The sequence below is a fragment of the Chryseobacterium vietnamense genome, assembly GCF_031454475.1.
Classification (GTDB): domain Bacteria; phylum Bacteroidota; class Bacteroidia; order Flavobacteriales; family Weeksellaceae; genus Chryseobacterium; species Chryseobacterium vietnamense.
In genome coordinates this window covers 1376344-1395331 of sequence record NZ_JAVDQX010000001.1, presented here as the reverse complement: position 1 = coordinate 1395331, position 18988 = coordinate 1376344, and the positions used below count along the sequence as shown (strand labels likewise).

Annotated in this window: 19 protein-coding genes; 5 read left to right on the top strand and 14 right to left on the bottom strand. The window is 35.2% G+C overall.

The window, feature by feature from the left end; all coding sequences use genetic code 11:
* The first annotated feature begins 39 nt into the window (after positions 1–39).
* Entirely contained in the window at positions 40–1503 is a 1464-nt protein-coding gene (locus J2786_RS06215; protein WP_047430184.1) for a tagaturonate reductase, read from the top strand.
* Positions 1504–1508: 5 nt separating this feature from the next.
* On the top strand, positions 1509–3122 hold the full coding sequence (locus tag J2786_RS06210; protein WP_047430187.1) for a UxaA family hydrolase: 1614 nt from the start codon (positions 1509–1511) through the stop codon (positions 3120–3122).
* 88 nt (positions 3123–3210) lie between these two features.
* Here the strand turns inward: J2786_RS06210 and J2786_RS06205 are convergent, their stop codons facing one another.
* The 3 genes from J2786_RS06205 to traM form a co-directional block, all read right to left on the bottom strand.
* On the bottom strand, positions 3211–3603 hold the full coding sequence (locus tag J2786_RS06205; RefSeq protein ID WP_142016262.1) for a hypothetical protein: 393 nt from the start codon (positions 3601–3603) through the stop codon (positions 3211–3213).
* Between the two features lie 30 nt (positions 3604–3633).
* Positions 3634–4662: a LacI family DNA-binding transcriptional regulator gene (locus J2786_RS06200; RefSeq protein WP_047433242.1), complete on the bottom strand. Its 1029-nt coding sequence runs from the start codon at positions 4660–4662 to the stop codon at positions 3634–3636.
* A 503-nt stretch (positions 4663–5165) separates the two neighbouring features.
* Positions 5166–5336: a conjugative transposon protein TraM gene (gene traM / locus J2786_RS23045; RefSeq protein WP_226798710.1), complete on the bottom strand. Its 171-nt coding sequence runs from the start codon at positions 5334–5336 to the stop codon at positions 5166–5168.
* Between the two features lie 806 nt (positions 5337–6142).
* Between traM and J2786_RS06195 the strand changes: the two genes are divergently transcribed.
* The gene (locus J2786_RS06195) at positions 6143–7105 is read left to right on the top strand and encodes a hypothetical protein (protein WP_047433244.1); all 963 of its coding nucleotides are present in this window, start codon (positions 6143–6145) and stop codon (positions 7103–7105) included.
* A 9-nt stretch (positions 7106–7114) separates the two neighbouring features.
* Here J2786_RS06195 and J2786_RS06190 read toward each other — a convergent pair whose 3' ends face one another.
* The 9 genes from J2786_RS06190 to J2786_RS06150 all read right to left on the bottom strand — a co-directional run bounded on the left by J2786_RS06190 (position 7115) and on the right by J2786_RS06150 (position 14425).
* Positions 7115–7669: a DUF4256 domain-containing protein gene (locus tag J2786_RS06190; protein ID WP_047430192.1), complete on the bottom strand. Its 555-nt coding sequence runs from the start codon at positions 7667–7669 to the stop codon at positions 7115–7117.
* 133 nt (positions 7670–7802) lie between these two features.
* Complete coding sequence (locus J2786_RS06185) at positions 7803–8201, bottom strand: DoxX family protein (RefSeq protein ID WP_047430194.1); 399 nt, start codon at positions 8199–8201, stop codon at positions 7803–7805.
* A 17-nt stretch (positions 8202–8218) separates the two neighbouring features.
* On the bottom strand, positions 8219–8797 hold the full coding sequence (locus tag J2786_RS06180) for a YdeI/OmpD-associated family protein (protein WP_047430196.1): 579 nt from the start codon (positions 8795–8797) through the stop codon (positions 8219–8221).
* A 279-nt stretch (positions 8798–9076) separates the two neighbouring features.
* Positions 9077–9541 (bottom strand): SRPBCC family protein, encoded by a 465-nt coding sequence (locus J2786_RS06175; protein WP_047430202.1) that lies wholly within the window; start codon positions 9539–9541, stop codon positions 9077–9079.
* Between the two features lie 225 nt (positions 9542–9766).
* Positions 9767–10093 (bottom strand): ArsR/SmtB family transcription factor, encoded by a 327-nt coding sequence (locus J2786_RS06170; protein WP_047430205.1) that lies wholly within the window; start codon positions 10091–10093, stop codon positions 9767–9769.
* A 152-nt stretch (positions 10094–10245) separates the two neighbouring features.
* Positions 10246–12360, bottom strand: a complete 2115-nt coding sequence (locus J2786_RS06165) for a carboxy terminal-processing peptidase (RefSeq protein WP_047430207.1) — start codon at positions 12358–12360, stop codon at positions 10246–10248.
* A 226-nt stretch (positions 12361–12586) separates the two neighbouring features.
* A complete protein-coding gene (locus tag J2786_RS06160; RefSeq protein WP_047430210.1) occupies positions 12587–13153 on the bottom strand; it encodes an SLATT domain-containing protein in 567 nt (188 codons plus the stop codon).
* The gene (locus tag J2786_RS06155) at positions 13131–14012 is read right to left on the bottom strand and encodes an SMODS domain-containing nucleotidyltransferase (RefSeq protein ID WP_047430213.1); all 882 of its coding nucleotides are present in this window, start codon (positions 14010–14012) and stop codon (positions 13131–13133) included. The genes J2786_RS06160 and J2786_RS06155 overlap by 23 nt, the downstream gene beginning before the upstream one ends.
* 8 nt (positions 14013–14020) lie before the next feature.
* Positions 14021–14425, bottom strand: a complete 405-nt coding sequence (locus tag J2786_RS06150) for a helix-turn-helix transcriptional regulator (RefSeq protein ID WP_047430216.1) — start codon at positions 14423–14425, stop codon at positions 14021–14023.
* Positions 14426–14575: 150 nt separating this feature from the next.
* Between J2786_RS06150 and J2786_RS06145 the strand changes: the two genes are divergently transcribed.
* Positions 14576–14815, top strand: coding sequence for a SymE family type I addiction module toxin (locus J2786_RS06145; RefSeq protein WP_034697863.1), 240 nt, complete (start codon positions 14576–14578; stop codon positions 14813–14815).
* 805 nt (positions 14816–15620) lie between these two features.
* On the opposite strand, the gene J2786_RS06140 is transcribed toward J2786_RS06145, so the two are convergent.
* Positions 15621–16382 carry an O-methyltransferase gene (locus tag J2786_RS06140; protein ID WP_047430220.1) on the bottom strand — a complete coding sequence of 254 codons (762 nt, stop codon included), beginning with the start codon at positions 16380–16382 and terminating at the stop codon, positions 15621–15623.
* A gap of 788 nt (positions 16383–17170) precedes the next feature.
* Between J2786_RS06140 and J2786_RS06135 the strand changes: the two genes are divergently transcribed.
* A complete protein-coding gene (locus J2786_RS06135; RefSeq protein ID WP_047430222.1) occupies positions 17171–17953 on the top strand; it encodes a YdcF family protein in 783 nt (260 codons plus the stop codon).
* 78 nt (positions 17954–18031) lie between these two features.
* Here the strand turns inward: J2786_RS06135 and J2786_RS06130 are convergent, their stop codons facing one another.
* Entirely contained in the window at positions 18032–18901 is an 870-nt protein-coding gene (locus J2786_RS06130; protein ID WP_047430225.1) for a DMT family transporter, read from the bottom strand.
* Positions 18902–18988: the final 87 nt, after the last annotated feature.

Sequence of the window (18988 nt, the reverse complement as noted above, 5' to 3'; positions counted from 1 at the left end):
CTATCAGATTCTAAGATAGTTTCATTCAAATTAGAAAAAATGGAAAATCAGATAAAACAAAAATTAAATCGTGAATTCAATGGTTCTCACGAAAAGCTTCCGATTAAAATCGTACAGTTTGGAGGAGGAAATTTCATGAGAGGATTCACTGATTATGTGATTGATCAATTGAATAAAAAAGCAGGTTTCAATGCCGGAATTGTCAATGTTCAGCCAACGCAGGGTGGTTCTGTTCATAAGCTTGAAGAGCAGGACAATCTATATACTCTCTTTACAAGAGGAATTAAAAAAGGTGAAATTATTGATGAAAAGATGGTCATTTCTGCGATTCAGAAATCAATTAATCCCTATACAAACTATGATAAATTCCTTGCATTGGCAAAAGAAGAAGAACTGGAATTTATTTTCTCCAATACTACAGAAACGGGAATAGCGTATGATGAAACTGAAGATCAATATTCCGGCCCGCACAAAAACTTTCCGGCAAAAGTGACGGTTTTATTATATGAAAGATTTAAACATTTCAAAGGATCATCAGATAAAGGATTGAGAATGATCCCTTGTGAGTTGATTGAAGATAATGCTTTTGTTTTAAAGGAGATTATTATTCAATATGCCAGATTATGGAATTTAAAAGAGGATTTTGTGCAATGGATTGAACAGTGTAATTATTTCCACAATACATTGGTTGACAGGATTGTTCCGGGATACCCTAAAGATGATGCAGAATCCTACGAAGAACAGTTGGATTATGAAGACCAGATGATGGTTGTTTCTGAAGTATTTTTACTTTTTGTAATTCAGGATGCTAAAAATCTGAATGAGAGAATCCCTTTTGATCAGATCAATGAGCAGATTTTAGTAGTGGATGATATTCAGCCTTACCGTCTTAGAAAAGTAAGAATTTTGAACGGCGGCCATACTTTAATGCTGGCTCCGGCACTATTATCAGGAAAAGAAACGGTAAAAGAATCTCTTGAGAATTCATTTATCGGACAGTTTTTAAGAGATTCAATTTTTAATGAAGTAAACCCCACTTTAGGCCTGGATGAAAATGAGTTGAAGGAATTTGCAGAAGAAGTATTTGACAGGTTCAGAAATCCTTTTATTAAACATCATCTGGCAAGCATCGCTTTGTATTTTGTTTCTAAATTTAAAGTAAGAATTCTGCCCAGTCTGGTGAGGTATGTAGAAATTAATCAGAAATTACCACTTAATTTAACTTTCTCTTTGGCAAGTTTAATCAGATTCTACCAGGGAAGTTTTGATGAGAGAGCCCTTCCGTTGAACGATGAAGAGGCAATAATCAACCGATTCAAAGAAATCTGGACAGCAAATGATTATCAAAAAGTTGCAGAACTGGCATTATGTGAAACTTCTTTCTGGGATACAGATCTTACCAACGTTGAAGGCTTGAAAGAGGCAGTGGCAAAAGCATTGTGGGAAATTGACCATCATGATGTGGAAACAGCGTATCAAAACTTTGTTCAATCTTACTCTTAAATATCATGCAAAAAAAAGTACTCAAGATAAATCCTGATGATAATGTAGCTGTTGCGCTGGTTGATCTTACACAGGGTGAAAATGTTACGTTGGGTGATTTTACCTATGAGATTGTAAAAGATACAAAAGCCAAACATAAATTTGTCACAGAAAATCTTTCGGTAGGAGATTCCATTATCATGTATGGTGTTTTGGTGGGAAAAGCAAGTCAGCCCATCCAAAAAGGAGAAGTGATTACCACCGGAAATGTAAAACATCAAAGTGCAAAAGTAGAAGGCAAAACAGAAACGATTTCCTGGACAGCTCCGGATGTGGAGTTATGGAAGGATAGAACTTTTATGGGCTATCATAGGGAAGACGGACAGGTGGGAACAGAAAATGTATGGCTGTTTTTTCCTTTAGTCTTTTGTGAAAACAGAAATGTAGAGATTTTAAAAGAAGTTTTCGAAAAAGAACTTCTATTTGAAAAAGCAACAAAACATCAACTATTACTAAGATCTCTGATCAATAACTCTGAGGAAGAAATTATCACTGAAGAAGATCAGGATTCCAGAGTTTTTAAAAATATTGACGTTAAATTCATTACCCATCAGGGAGGCTGTGGCGGTATTCGTCAGGATGCTGAAGCATTGGGCCGTTTATTGGCAGGATATGTTAATAACCCGAATGTTGCAGGAGCAACCGTTTTGAGCCTTGGATGTCAGAATTTACAGGTTGATATTTTTAAAGATGCCCTTGAAAAGATCAGTCCCAACCATAAAAAACCGATTATCATATATGAACAGCAGAAATCGGGAACAGTGGATGAAATGCTGAGCGGGATCATCAAAGATTCTTATGAAGCCATTAAAAAAGCGAATGAAATTCAAAGAGAGCCTGCATCTATTTCAAAGCTGGTAGTAGGATTGGAATGTGGAGGTTCAGATGGTTTTTCAGGAATTTCTGCCAATCCGGTTTTAGGTCGGTTATCAGATGTAATGGCAGGAGTAGGAGGAGCTACTATTCTTTCGGAATTTCCCGAATTATGCGGAGTAGAGCAGGAGCTGGTGAACCGTTGTGTAAATGAAAAAGATGCGGAAAGATTTTTACAGTTAATGAAAGACTTTGAAAAATCAGTCGTTGCTGCAGGATCTGGTTTTGATATGAATCCGTCACCGGGGAATATTAAAGATGGATTGATCACTGATGCCATGAAATCTGCAGGAGCGGCTAAAAAAGGAGGTTCATCTCCCATCAATGATGTCCTTGATTTTACCGAATACATTCAGAAACCCGGGCTGAATTTACTCTGTACACCTGGAAATGATGTAGAATGTACCACTGCTTTGGTGGGCTCAGGTTCCAATGTGGTGTTGTTTACAACGGGGCTTGGAACTCCGACAGGAAATCCCGTAGTTCCAGTGGTAAAAATATCGTCCAACACTTCTCTTTCCGAGAGAATGCCGGATATTATTGATTTTAATACAGGCGATGTCATCACCGGGGAAAAAACGATTGATGAAAAGGCAGAAGAACTGTTGGAGTTTATCATCAAAATAGCCAGTGGAGAAGTAAAAACCAAAGCTGCTGTTTTAAACCAAAATGATTTTATCCCCTGGAGAAGGGGGGTGAGCTTATAAAAATGTTTTTTTATTATAAATACTAATTAGGATTGAAATGCTTTCTGCGTAGTGTAGAAGGCATTTTCTTTTATTTATTGGTAATTCGCTAGAAGAGTAGGGTTGTTAAAAAAGGTAATATAAGAGTTAATATAGTGAAAACAGCATCGCCCATATGTAATTTTCTGTATTCACCTTGCTCCCAGCTTGATTGCATATAGCCTGTCAGTAAAGGTTCATTTCCGAAAATAATAAGAAATAAATTTCTTAGAATCCAGTAATAGACCATATATAATAAAGGCAAAAATGCAAACGTAGCAGCATTGCCATTTGGCATTTTTAGCGTTTCTCTATTGATATTTAAATAACCAAATAATGCGATCAAAATGGTGAAGAACAATACAATCAGGTAAGTTGTTCTGTTTTTCAATATTTTATATGATAACCATAAAATAATTTGACCAAAGCCACCAAGAAAAATATAAAGTGATTGACTATCCAATAGCATCGATATTTTTTAAGTATAGAAAAATTACTTCTTTTTTGAAGACTTCCTGATATGAAGCTGAGGGGTAAGTACCACTTTTTTCTCAATAGAAACGCCAGATCCGTTTTCTTTTACGTTCTCTAAAAATACCTGTCCTGCCATTTTCCCCATCAACACTGGAGTCTGATCCACTGAACTGATCGGAAGCTCCATAAACTGAGTAAACGGCTCATTGGAAAAACCGATAATGGCAACTTCCTGAGGAATTTTTATTTTTCTCTTTTTTAATTCCTGACAGGCACCTAAAGCAGCAAAGTCACTGGAAGAGAATATAGCGTCAGGAACAGATTTTTTACTCCAAAGTTTTTTAATAGCTTCCGTTCCTTCATCAATAGAACTGCCTGTAAGAATGATATTATCTTCTTTTATAGGAAGATTATGATCAATTAGGGCTTGTTTATAGCCATTAAGACGGTTCTGGTAAATTTCAAGATTAAGGTCTCCTGCAAAATGACAGATATTCTTATAACCTTCTTTGATGAGGTGTTCTGTAGCCATATATCCTCCCCGATAATCATCAATCGTTACGGTGCTGATGCCAGCGATATCTTTTTTTCTGTCAAAAAAGATAATCGGAGTATTTGACGTATCCAGAATGTTTCTGATGTGATTAATATCTGTTGTTGTTTTGGATACAGACATGAAAATACCATCTACCTGAGCATTCAGCAAAGTGTTAAGCTGTCTTTTTTCAATATTGACATCTTCGTGACTCTGGCAGATGATGACATGATAACCAAGTGGAGAGAGTTCTTCCTCAATTCCCCGTATTACTGAGGAAAAAAAATTGGTATTGATGTAGGGAACAATAATCCCTACATTTTTGGTTTCACCACTTTTTAAGGCTTTAGCAAGGTTATTTTGCTTATAGTTCATTTCCTTGGCCGTTTTGCGGACCAGCTCTTTAGTTGCTACGCTTATTCTTGGGTGGTCATTCAATGCTCTCGAAACAGTGGCAACACTTACGTTGAGCTTATTGGAAATGTCATATATCGTTGCACTTTTCTTGTTCATAGAAGTTTTCTGGATGTTTTTATAATGCATGAATTCTATGCATTGGTGATGTAAATTTAATCAAATTTTAGCTATTTAAAGGGAATATAGCTGAGTTTTATATCATCTGCGTATATATTAACAGAATAGATTGTTTGGATTCCCTTAAATGATTGTTTTTATATGGATTACATCTTTTTCAACATGGAAAAAATTTTGGTAATAATATACTTAATTGTACCAGAATATATTTTTTGAATATAAATCGAATTTAAAGATTGATTGAGTGAAGGAGTTCCTGTTTACAGCAATTCCAAAAAGTCAAACTTTAGAACAAACAGAATATGGAGCTGTAACCCAAGAACAGAATTCGTGAACTTTTATCCGTTTAATGATATAGAAACTATTTCACCGCGCCCACTATTGTTTATAACAGGGTGACCAAGCACATTCAAAGGAGTTGGTATCAATGCGAAGATTTTATTAACAGAAGACTTCGTCAATCATAGAGCAGTGTTAGTCAATCAAGAAGAGTTAATTTGTAATTTACCCGGAAATTGAAATTCTCGTAAGAAAAATTTTGCCCACGCAGTAACAGTAGATCCAGAGGGAATGGTAAAATCAGGTGTTTTCGCAGATTCAAGTAATCGTAATTTCACTGTGCCATCTGCGGTTATGGTGGTAGTCTCATGAATGCATGCGCGGATACTATTTTTAGGTTTGAAAACCTGCTCAGTTGCGCCTACAGTGTAAAACGCTCAGTTTCTTTCTCCGTTAACATTCGCCAAAAATTCCTCATCTGTAGATTCGCGATAAAAGGGCAGAAACCACATTTGACCGCATTGGAGGAAAAGCAGTAAATTGGATGCCTTCTGATAAGATTTTTCCATGAGCTGCAATTGGTCATTTACTGTCAAAGTTCAGATAAAATGGCTCACAGTTCTATAAATTTCGTATTTTTACACGATAGAGTTATGAAGGCAATTCTTTGAAATCAAGCGAAATGTGCACCATTACCAAATCGTTACCTTGATATTTGCAAAACTGCGCAAACCTATATTCAATACCGTTTCTGTATAGTAGGCCCTACTTTTATATTAAAAATAGGATATGAAGAGATAATGATTTTATGATGAAAATTAATATTTCAGAAAATGAATTTTAAGGAAAATATTAATTAAAAATACATTGAAATTATCAATACTTACGGTATGAATTAACAGGTCGCTCCTCTGGAGCTTTATTATTACGGAGACTTCATTTTTTCTATTAACAGTAGATCCCGATGGGATCAAATTCAGCTCCAATAGGAGCTAACTGTTAATAGTACGTATTTGCTTTAAAATTATAGCTCCAGAGGAGCGACCTGTTAATTATACTTTAATCTAATTGGGCAATAATGTTTAAAAATATTGCTCATAATGAAATACTATTTTAATGCTCTTAGAAATGTCTAATGCTTTTAGGCACGAAAAATGATCTACTTTTTAAAATTGATTTAATGAAAAAGATGGCTAAAGTACTGGGCTTGGGATTATGTATGTTAGGTTTATACTTTGTACAGGGACAAGCTCCTAAGAATTATATTTATACGTCCTCGGGAGATCTGCATGGAATTGAAAAGATGATTACCCGTAAAGACATTGGCGGAGTACAGATTGTTTACAACTGGAAGGCTTTGGAAACTTCAAAAGATGTGTATGATTTTTCTGTTATTGAGAAAGATCTGAATTATCTGACAAGTCTCAACAAAAAACTATTTATCCAGCTTCAGGACAGATTTTTTGAACCACAGGCAAAATATATTCCTGACTATGTGTTGAAAGATAAAGAATATACGGGAGGATTAGTGCCCCAATATGATAATCCGGGTGAAAATAAACCTGTTGGAAACGGTTGGGCTACCCAGCAATGGAATCCGGCTGTCCGGATGAGATTTCAGAAACTGATAGCAGCGCTGGCAAAGAAATTTGACGGAAAGATTCAGGGGATCAATCTTCCGGAAACATCGATCGATATTGATATGGAAAAGGATAAAACTGGTTTTAGCTGCGACCGTTATTTTCAGGCTGAATTGGAGAATCTAAAGTTTGCGAGAAGTGCTTTTCATCATTCTTACGTTCTGCAATATGTCAATTTCTTTCCTTGTGAATGGGAAAATGATCATCAATATATGTCCAGGCTGTTCGATTTTGCTTATAAAAATAATATTGGGTTAGGGGGACCTGATATTGTTCCGGATAAAAAAGCACAAATGAAAAATTCTTATCCTTTTTTTAATCAATATAAAGGAAAGCTTTCTTTGGTAGCAATGGCCGTTCAGGAGCCGACGCTGACTTATAAAAACCCTAAAACAAAGAAACCTTTTACCAAAGAAGAATTTACAGAATATGCCAAAAACTATCTTGGCGTTAATATTATTTTCTGGAGCGTGGAATCTCCCTGGTTGAGAGATCCCAGCTAAGAACCTCCTTTATACTTTTAAGATTCCTCTAAAGCCTCTTGCGGCATAATAAGAATCTGCACCATTGTGGTAGGTAAATACAGTATTGTACCGTCTGTCACAGAAAATAGCGCCTCCAAGTTCACGGATCTGCGATGGTGTTTTGATCCAGCTTGAAGTCTTTTGATCAAATTTTCCCAATTCCTGAAGATGACGGTATTCTTCCTCTGTTAAAAGTTCAATACCCATTTCTTTAGCGGTGTCGATGACGTTACTTTCCGGTTTGTTGGCCTTTCTGGCATCCCATGCAGGATAATCATAGCATAAGCTTCGGCGTTTGGGGCTTTCCGGAGAACAGTCAACGAAAGAATACTCATCTGTTTTTTTATTGTAATCTACCACATCGGGTTCACCTTCAGTGGTTTCCATTTCGTATAAAGGCCGTATTTTTTCAGGGTTGGCTTCTAGTTTTTGCTGGACTTTTTCCCATTTCAGGTCTTTATGACGGTTCATGTTTTTTTCAAAACGGGCTTTTAATGTTTTTAAAAGTTCGTTGATTTGTTCCTGGGTGAGTTTATTTTTCATGTCAAATTTTTTTATAATTTATTGTGTTGTGTTGTTGGAAATCGCAAAGGCGCAAATTTCTTAGTGAGAATATTTCTTAAGACGCAAAGATTTTATCTTCGATAAAATTTCTGACTGTTATTCTTTAAAACTATTAATCAATAACAGTGATTTTTCTGTCTGCAGGTCTGAAATACCATGAGATAAGAACCAGTACGAATAATAATACCGCCGGAAAAGTTCTTCCTGCTGTGTCACCCACGATCAGGTGGGAAATAACTGCTCCTGACATAACGAAGAAAAATCCGGCATACGCCCATTCTTTCAACAGCAAACGTTTAGGAATCAAGATGGCAATAACGCCCAGAATTTTCCAGACTCCGATGATGGTCATCAGATAAGAAGGGTAGCCGAGATTGGTAAAATTGGCCAGTTCATCACTGTTTTTCATCAGTTGGACAATAGCTGTTGAAACCATTCCCAGTGCCATCCAGAGGGTGAATATCCAATAGATGATTTTTGTTCTTTTTTGTGATGGTTGTGGTGTGTTCATGATTGTTTTTTTTATAGTTAGTCGTTTAATCCTATTCCTTCCATGATTTGCGGTATGCATTTTTCAATGCGGGCTTCACGGGTTTTAGATTGTTTTGCAGAGGAGAAGTGGAGTAGATAGGCTCTTTGTCTTCCGGGAGTTAATGCTTTAAAAGCTTCCTGTAATGCAGGATCTTGATCCAGTTTCTCCTGAAATTCTTCAGCCATTTCAAACTCTTTTGTTTTCTTCATTTCCACTTTAGCACCTGATTCTTCTATTTCAACGGCTTCAAACATATACGAGCGAATAACTTCCTCCAAATCATTGATTTGCGATAGCTCTGTAAATCGGATCTGTCTTGCTGCCTGTACATTTTTAGACTGCTGAATCAAAATATTATCAGGGTCTTTCATTAAAGCTCCCTTGAAGAAGAGAATTGCACAATATTCTTTAAAACCGTGGATCAGGAAAATATTTTTCCCATCATAAGTATAACAGGGACAGCCCCATTTTAAATCTTCTACAAGCTCAGTACTAAGGGCAATAGCTCTTAATTTTTCAAATTCTTCCTGCCATTGTCCGGCGTTTTCGAAGAAAAAATTAACTTTTGGATTCATTGTGTGGTATGTTTGAGGGTTTGGGAGTATTAGAGTTGGAGAGTTTTGGGTTACGGGATGCGAGATTCGGGTTATTTAGGTTTGAGGGGTTAGAGTGGGAGAGTTTGGGTTTCGGGATGCGAGATTCGGGTTATTTGGGTTTGAGAGTATTAGAGTGGGAGAGTTTTGAGAGTATTAGAGTGGGAGAGTTTTGAGTTATTCAGGGTAGTATATAAACCTCGAAACTCGAAACTCGTATCTCGTATCGTCTCTCATCTCTTTGTCTATTATCAATCATCGCTACCTGCTACCTAATATCTCCTGCAAACGATTATGCGCCATATTGATCCCCTGTGCGAATGGCATTTTCAGGTGCTGATCTCTGAAATCTACAGATTTATAAATGGTTTGAATGGTAATCTTGCTGGTAGTGTCCGTTATCTTTTCAAATGTTAAGAACTCAATCTGAGCCGGAAAAGGGGTGTTTTCCATCTGGAAAGTTCTTATAATTTTCTCATTCTGAACAATATCATGAATAGTTCCATTGGCGCTGAAAACTACATCTCCATGGGGATTTGACGTTTCGAAGCGGTAGCTACCATGTTGTTTGTTTTCGAATTTGGTTACTTTCGTTCCCATCCATTGTTCGAAAAGTTCTGCTTCTGTATACGCTTTGAAAAGCAGTTCTACAGGAAGATCAAATTCTCTGATGATGAAAATTTCCTGTCGGCCGTCTTCTGCCTGAATTTTTGTTTTAAGTTCCATGATATTGGTGTTTTAGGGTTTCGGGATTCGTGATCTGGGTTATTTTGTTTTAGAGTAGGAAGTTTGAGGGTTCGGGATGCGGGATTCGGGTTTTGTGTTTACGAGGTTCGAGGTAAGAAATTCGAGTTATTGTAGATTTTAAATTGCAATTCATTTATCCAATCTATCTTGAAACTTTGCACCCCTAAAACCTAATACCCCGAAACACGTATCCCGCACCTCGCATCACGTATTTTTATTCTGATACGCTTTCATCACATCTTCCAGTTTGTTGAACTTTTCGTCCCACATTTTGCGGAAGGGTTCTATAAAATCGGCTATTTCTTTCATTTTATTGGGATTTAGGTGATAAATAATTTCTCTTCCGTTTTGTTCAGATCTCAGCAGTTCACATTCTGTAAGGATCTGGAGATGTTTTGAAACGGTAGGTCTTGCCGTATCAAAATTGGAGGCAATGGCTCCTGCTGTCATCGACTGTGCTGCCACCAACATCAATATAGACCGTCTTGTAGGATCTGCTATCGCCTGAAATACATCTCTTCTTAAATTCATCGTGTAGTTATTTGACTACAAATATATGTGTAGTTATTTAGCTACGCAAATATTTTATGCAAAATTTTTGATTGTAATGAAAAAAAGCTCAAAAATGTAAGGAAATACACTATTGAGCTTTGAATTTTTAACTTTTGAATAAAGAAATATGCTTAAGATCTTATTTCCCAATCTTCAACTATATTGATGGCTTCCTTCAGATACAGATCTTTTTGAAGATTTTTAACCCATACCTCAGATTTGTTTTTGAATGCTGCATCGCTTTTCTCTCTTTCAATATCCTTAGGATACATAGTGAATGTAAGACCGCTTTCTAATGTTTTTAAAACTTTAAATTTATCATCCTGAGTTTTTCTCTGCTTCATAAGGTCGCTGTATTTCTCAATGCTCAAAGGCACTGTTTTTTCTTTCCCCAGATTTTCTTTCCATTGAGCGTACTCCAGTAACAGTTTATAATTATCATTTTTAGCAATTCGCTCTGCACTTACTTTCTGCAAAGCCTGAATATTGAGGAAGTTTTGCCTGTTGAAGCTCGTTCCCGGTATTTTATCCCACGCTAATGCATAGTCATCATATTTTTCACCAATGTCTGCATAAGAAAAGATATCTTTCATCTGGATATCTGAGCTTACGCCTTTTCTCTGGGTAGACTCTCCGGTGATTCTGTAATATTTCTGAATAGTTAGTTTTACCGAACCGAAATCTTCTTCAGTATTTAAAAACCTGTTCAAATCTACAAATACCTGTACGGTTCCTTTTCCATAGGATACAGGCGATCCCATGATAACTGCTCTTCCGTAATCCTGCATTACGCCAGCTAAAATTTCTGCTGCAGAAGCGGATAATTCATTTTGTAAAATCACAAGCGGACCGTTCCAGATTGGCGCTTCATTTTTATTTTTTAACGTGGTAATTTTTCCATTTCCATCCTTCACCTGCACATACGGACCCGCATCCATGAAAAGTCCCATAATATCACCAACTTCCGTTAAAGAACCTCCGGAATTGCCTCTGAGATCCAGAACAATTCCCTGGATATTTTGTTCTTTAAGTTTGATGATTTCTTTTTTAATATCATCAGAAGCATTTCTTCCGTCTTTATCTTCAAAATCAGCATTGAACTTGGGTAAATTGATCAATCCGTATTTTTTATCAGATGCATTTACGATAATACTTTTAGCAAAAGTATCTTCAATTGATATTTCTTCACGGTTCATGGTTACGTCCTGAATCGTTCCGTCTTTTTTCTGTACCGTTAAAGTAATTGGAGTCCCTTTTTCCCCTCTGATTAATTTGATGGCTTCGCTGGAAAGCATATCCACAACATTTACAGCATCAGTATCAGGGGTAGATTTTATTTTTAAGATTTTATCACCTTCCGTCAGCTGCTTGGTCTTCCATGCCGGAGCTCCAATGGATAATGTACCGATATAAAGGTTTCCTTTCTTTTCCTGGATGACTGCACCTATCCCGATGATCTTTCCTTTAAAGTCCATATCAAAATCTTTCTTTCCCTGCGGCGAATAATAATTGGTATGGGGATCAAAAATATGAGTATAAGCATTCATATAGACCGTAAACCAATCCATTTTTTCCCTTTTCCTGAATCTGATAAATTTTTCTTCCAGAAGATCTTTCACATTTTCTGTCGCTTTTTTTACCTTTTCATCCTGGCTCAGTATTTCGGGCTTGCTGTTGTTATCTTTATTGGTAGGATCATCCTTCTTTTTTTCTTCGCTTTTCCTTTTCAGGGATTCTATTTCCTGAAGAATATTGTATTTCACATATTTCCTCCATTCATTATATTGCTGCTGCTTGTTGGCAGGTGCATTTTTTAGTTTGGGTTCCAATGTTAATATTTCATCCTCTTGGAGATTGATGGGCTTGCTGAAGATATCCTTAGTCATTTTATCAATTTCATCAATCCTTTGATACAATTTATCGACTGTCAGTTTATAAAAAGTCAAATCTCCGGTGTTCAGATAATCGTCCAGTTTGGTTTCATATTTACGAAACTCATCCATATCAGACTGCAGGAAATAGGTTTTTGTAGGATCTATTGATTCAAAATACTGCTTATACACTTCTTTTGAATACGCATCATTAATAGGTTTGGGGCTGTAATGCAGATAAGACAAAACATTCTTCGTATTGATCATGATGATCTGCATCTTTTCTTCTTCATTGAGAGGAGGACGGAAACCGAACACGAAAAATGTAAGCGGAAGAAGAAGTAATAAACGAACGGTTCTAAAATTTTTCAACATATCTCTGATTGTGCTTTTAATTGAAAACTATCTTTGTTTTCTTGTCATTAATTGATCTTTTTTCCAATTTAATGATTGAAAATAGCAGTAAACAAGAGTTTTCAATGTGCTTTTATAAAATCATGTGAATGTATGAAAAATATTGATAATAAGGAGTTGGGGAGGAGGATTTTAAGATAAGTTTAAGGTTTGAAAGTTAGAATATCATAAAATATATTTAAATAGCTTATTGGTTTTTCCGTAATTTTAGTGGTAGGAATTTATCAATTTCTGAATCATTGAAAGTTAATTCTTCATTTAATTGAAGAGCTTTTTGTGCTTGTGAATAAGCCTTACTAAAAGTTCTTGGTGAACCTTTATAAGTTTTAGAAAGATCGTCTAATAATTCATTTCTCTTTTCAATTATTGAATCAGGCGTTAGTAATCCCGCTTTTAAATCTGTCAAAAGAGAAAGATATTTTTCTCGAATATCAAATAGTTCGAGGGCTGCTGTTGAATGTTTTTGTATAGTTTCCCCTAAATTATATTCTTTAAGAAAACTGGTAAAACCAAATTGAATAGCGGATAAAACAGTACTGGTAATTAATGCCCATTCTTCTCCTTTAAACACTCGAACTAAAAGACCTGTTGTAATAAGAGCTGCCAAAATTATTTGTATATTCTTGATGCAATTGTTTTTCCGAGTAAGTATATCAGCACATTTTTCTTGAGTCTTATGTGAATAAACTATTTTTCCGTAATTTTCTCTTAATTGGGCTTCTAAAACTTCTTTAGTTAGGGAATCTGTTTCCATATATTTCTTTCCATTTTTGTTTTGCAGACCATTCCATTTTATCATTTTGATACTTAATAGCTTCTTTTGCTTTATTATAAGCTATTGTAGCTTTATATTGGAAGTTTTCTGGATTGTATATTATTTGATTGCTTCCTAACGCAGACCAAGTTGATTGATTTTGAGATTGATTTTTAAGATACTCAAAAAAATCACGACACATTAAATCATAATATAAGTAGGACTTATTGCGATTTTCCCAATTAATCAAAAATCTGTAAGCAAGCGTATCTATTAATAACCCCTTAATAGGAACACTACAGAAGTGTTTCCATGCTCTTGTCATTCGGCATAAAGACCGCAGGTTATAATTTGTTAAGCTATCACCAATTCCTATCATGTTAATTTCGGGAATGGGATTCGTTGTTTTCCAACTACCACCATCATTTGAGTCTGCAAATGTGTATGAATCATCATTGTTTTTAAAAACGGGTAGAACCTCTATTTCCATACCATCAGCAAACTTAATAGAAACAATTTGACCATCTCCTTTTAGACTTGTAGTAGGATATGTTTTTGCAATTGAATTTTTTACTACTTGTAAAAATGCAGACTGACCGTTCCCAATATAATCATTATAATTTAGATAAAATCTCCAAGGCATTTCGAACAATATATCTATATCACTGATCCATCCAGTAGCAGTATTACGACCAAAAGAACCAATGTATCGTCCTCCCGTAGTGCAATCATCCATATTCCAGAAATCTTTGTTCAACCTTTTGCAGATATTTATATACCTCATTGAAATTGTTGAACGTAAAGTACTTCCAATTAATAAATTATTAGAAAAATTCTCAAAATATACAGCTTCGCTCATTTATTTTATTACTTTCTATCAATCAACTTTTCCAACTTCTCAATCATCTCTTTCTGCTGCTGAAGCATACGCTCATAAAGCTCAACCATTTTATCAAGAGGATTGAAATTGAAATTAGGATAATAGTTATAACCATTCGATTGATCATTGAACGTATTAGAAATAATATTCACCGCCTGCTCCTCATCAAAATTCTCAATCGCTTCTGCAGGAACTTTCAAGATTTGAGCTACCTGCGCCAGAATATCAGATTCTACGGTTTCTTTTTGTTCTAAAAGGGAGATTTTCTTTTGGTTCCAGTCGTCGCCAAGTTCAAAAGCCAATGCTTCCTGTTTAATTCCCAGCATTTCGCGGAAACGCTTTATATTTCTACCTTGGTGTATTTTTTTATTTTGCATATCTGTGTAACTCATAATAACAAATATAAAGCTTTAGATCAAAAAAATAAAGCGCTGTTTTAAAATAAATACTATTCTAAAATATCCTTCTTTCAGAATAAAATATCCTTTCCTGGGATGGTTTATCCTTCTTATTATCCTTTCATTTGTAGAAAAATAACACATATGAAAAGAAAAAGAAGAATGAACAGCAGCAAATATAATGAACTGAACAATCGTTACCTTACGGTTTTCCTCAAATCATTTTCAAGAGCGTATGGCAAAATAGTCTACTTCCCCGAAATAAGAATAGCAGGGAAGTGGGTGCAGCAATGTGGTTTTAAGGCAGGAGATAAAATATTGGTTACGGTAAGCAGAAACCAGATTATTTTGGAAAGGGAAGTGGATTATGAGGGGTCAGTATGATTTTTTGATGGTTTCTCGCAGATTTTGGAGATTGAGCAGATTTTTTTAGAATAATAATCTGTGATATCTGTGTGATCAGCGGGAAATTTTATTAATATTAAATTAAACGTAAAGTTTTGAATTGAAGGATTTTATATTTTGAGGAAGCAAAGGATGGGCAAGTGAACTTGCCTGATGAAGCGGATGATGGTCGCTCGCAGATTTTGGAGATTACGCAGATCTTTTTAAAGTAATAATTTGTGATATCTGTGTGATCAGCGGGAGATTATTTTTTTGAACCATTAAGGCGGACTTAAGGTTTTAAGTAAAGTTAAGATTCAAATAGATTTGAATGAAGCGTTGTGTTTTCTGAGACTGTCTCAAAAATGTCATTCTGAATGAAATGCAATGTAATGAAGAATCTCCTGTATAATTTCCTCATGATTGTTCTTAATAATTTACTATTCTTAATGGTTTAAAATTATCTTATTAACGCAAAGTTTTGAAATGAAGGATTTTATATTTTGAGGGAGCAAAGGATAGGCAAGTGAACTTGCCTAATGAAGCGGATGATGGTCTCTCGCAGTTGGAGATTGAGCAGATCTTTTTAGAATAATAATCTGTGATATCTGTGTGATCAGCGGGAGATTATTTTTTTGAACCATTAAGTATGACTTAAGGCTTTAAGTAAAGTTAAGATTTAAATAAATTTGAATGAAGTGTTGTGCTTCAAGAATGTCTTTAGATATTCTCTTAATATTCTTAATTACTTATCTATTCTTAATGGTTTAAGAATTATCAATGGCTAGTTCTTATGATATTTTATTTATTTTATAAAAACACCGATATATTTTCCATTGTATTCTACCACAGTAGTCTCTATATTTTTTTTAGCACAAAAATCCTGATAAGCAGAATTATCACCAATATCGTCACTAATAAACACAGCACCAGGCTTCAATCTTTTATACATTTTTTGATAAGCCCACATTCTTCCGTGGTAACTTTTGTCAGAATCATAGTGGAAAACATCAAAAGAGGAAGCTTTTTTAAAAATCTTTGGTAAGGATTCTCTGTCTGCAAAACGGAATAGCTGCCAATATTTTGTAAGGTTTTCCGGAACAACATATCCTACATAATGATCACCATCCTGAGCAAGATAAGGCATATCTGAACTATAGAGTGTACCATTTCTCTTTTGAAGCGAAAGCAATATCGCTAAGGAAGACCATCCATAAGCCACACCTGTTTCCAAAACGTGTTGTGCTTTGGTAAATTCGCAGGCATAATAAATAAGCTCCAGAGCGCCAGGTCCACCCATGGTAATAGGGCATTCATTTTCTTTTAAACTGGCTTTCTCCAGGATATCAGCATAGGTAGATCTGAAATGATCGGTATTCATAGAGAAAAGTCTGGCGACTGCTTCTTTTTGGGAAACAGCTATGGAGGCAGCCCAGGAATTGGTTTTTGCTTTTCCCTTGAATGGGCTTCTTCTGCTTACCGTATTTTTAATGATTTTTCTGCCCAGTTCAGGATAGAGAGCAGGTCTTTTAAGATAAGCTACAAATGTTTTGAGAACTGTTGACATTTCATTGATTGTATTAAAGTTACAAGACAAATGTACTTTTTTTACAACCATATTTCATTGAGGTAATATTAATTTTAACAATAAATCTGTTAACGTTCTGTAATAAATACAGTCCGGAAATTGACCAGTGTGAACTCTTTTTTTTTGATTTAAAAATAAAATTGTTAATCGGAAATGCAGGTTTTCTTCAGGAAATTTTGTATTCTTTGATTTCTATGGTAAAAATATCAGGTTTGTTTTCAGTTTTTTAAAGCAGGGACCGTTTCTTTATTCCTGATGAAGACGTTTTGCTTTTTCCTTTACAAAAATGCCTTTCCAAAAATATATGGAGTACGGTCATCAAAACGGCAATACTTTTCTGCTTTTTCACTGGGGTAGGTATTTTTTATTGTTGTTAACACACTAAAAGGTGTGTTGTTTGCAAATGTATAAAATAATTGTATAAATCAAAAGGAAAATGAAACAAAATTGCTATTATAACTTAATAATTATTATTTAAAATATATTTTGTAGAAATATTAAAACTTATGTGGTAAGCGGAAAAGCTAAGGATACCAGAAATTTCTGCCTATAAATAATCTTGGCCACTTTTTTATATCTAAATGTTTTCGGAAAATCATGCTAAAGACTTTCAAAAACAAAATCAACAGGCTGTTTACTGTTATGATTCTTTATAGAAACATGAAATAGCTTCAAGTCATTGAAACGCAGTCAGGAAGGCAATATTCAGGAAATGCCTACCTTTGCAGATCTGATGTTTTCTATACATTAATCAATATTTTTTGAAGATGAAATTTTTATTAGACCTTTTATTTCGTGTTGTACAGCTTTTTACAGAACCTTACTTTTTAGTATTTCTTGCAATAGTTATCATTGCTTTGCTCAAGAGAAAGAACAAAGGCAAAAATCTGAGAATAGGAGTTGGCATTTTTGCAGTTTTAATGATCATTTTTATAGGCAATGGTTTTCTGGGAAAACTGACTTCCAGATATCTGCAGGAAAATTACGTGAGTACGGTTGTGAGTAAAAAAACCGCTCCTCAAAATCCCGTTATCGTTGTATTGGGCGGTGGTGTTGTAGATTTTGAGCACACAGAAAAGCTGCATACACTGTCTTATTCCAGAATGGTAACGGCTTATCAGTTATATCATGAATACAGGCAAAATAATCTGCCTTGTAAAATAGTAATCTCCGGAAAGGGAAGAGGCCATAAAAGTGAAGCCGAATTATTCAGTGAAAATTTTAAAAGCATGGGAGTAGCAGAGGCTGATATCATTAAAGAAGATAAAAGCATGAATACGTATGAAAACGCAAAATATTCCAGTAAGATCCTGAAGCAGCTGGCTCCTTCTGATGTATATCTGGTTACTTCCGGGTTTCATATGAAAAGGTCTGTTGCTTTGTTTCGGACTTTTGGATTAAACCCTGTTCCACAAGCTTCAGATTTTATAGATACTGAAATCACTGTATTTCCAAACAGCTATAATGCGGCTTTTACTTTTGTGATGCTCAAAGAAGTATTGGGAATATGGCAGGTACAGCTGTATAACAGTTTGGGTTTGAATGGATAATAAACTTAAAACTATTATATAAAACCGGACACTTAAACTAACTTAAGTGTCCGGTTTTGTTTTAAAAAGCTTTGATTATTATTTTGTTTTCCTAACAGAAATTACTGTCTGCAAAACCACAGAAGCAATAATAAACGCCAATCCTATATAAAATGAAAGATTCACTTCTTTGCTTTCTCCGAAAAATAAGAACGCCATAATAATAGCATACACAGGCTCCAGATTGTATGTTAAATTGACGGTAAAAGCAGGAATTTTCTTCAAAACCTCTGCAAACATCACATATAAGCCAACGGTACAAAAAAGTGATAAAATGCCCAAATAAGCCGTGTTTTTTAAGTCAGGAACTATGCTATCTGACTGAAAATAGAGGAGATATACGGGCAAAAACGCTCCCCAGCATAAAGTACCGGCTATCATCTGATAATAGTTGATGACTTTGGTATCAAAATGACTCACAAGGCGTTTGTTATAAATCGTATACAAAGCCCCGAATGCCGATGAAAAGACACCTAATACAATCCCAAGCTGATAGGAAGTGTCAAAATGAAATATCAAACTGATTCCCACGATGGTCAGCGTACTGAGAAGTAATTCTGAAAGCTTGAATTTTTCCTTGTCAATAACAGGTTTGAATACTGCTGTGAAAAAACTTGTCAGGCAGTAGCATACCACGCCAATGGATATGTTGGCATATTTTATACTGGCATAAAAAAGAAGCCAGTGCAAGGTAAGCAGTAAGCCCGCTTTTGAGATCTGAATTTTTCCCCGGAAAGGAATATCCGTTGGGATCCTCAAGAGTTTTACAATAAAGAACAGAATAATAGAGGAGAAGAGGAGTCTGTACCAGACCAGCAAACCTTCGTTAAGAGTGATTAGTTTCCCGAATACACCTGTAAATCCAGCCAGAATTACGGCCAGATGTAATAATAAATATGATTTTTTCATTAGAGAATGAACTGTAAAATTGGAATTAATATTTTTGTCAGAATGTGAAGCACGACAAACCCGATCGTTAATACGTTAACGACATGA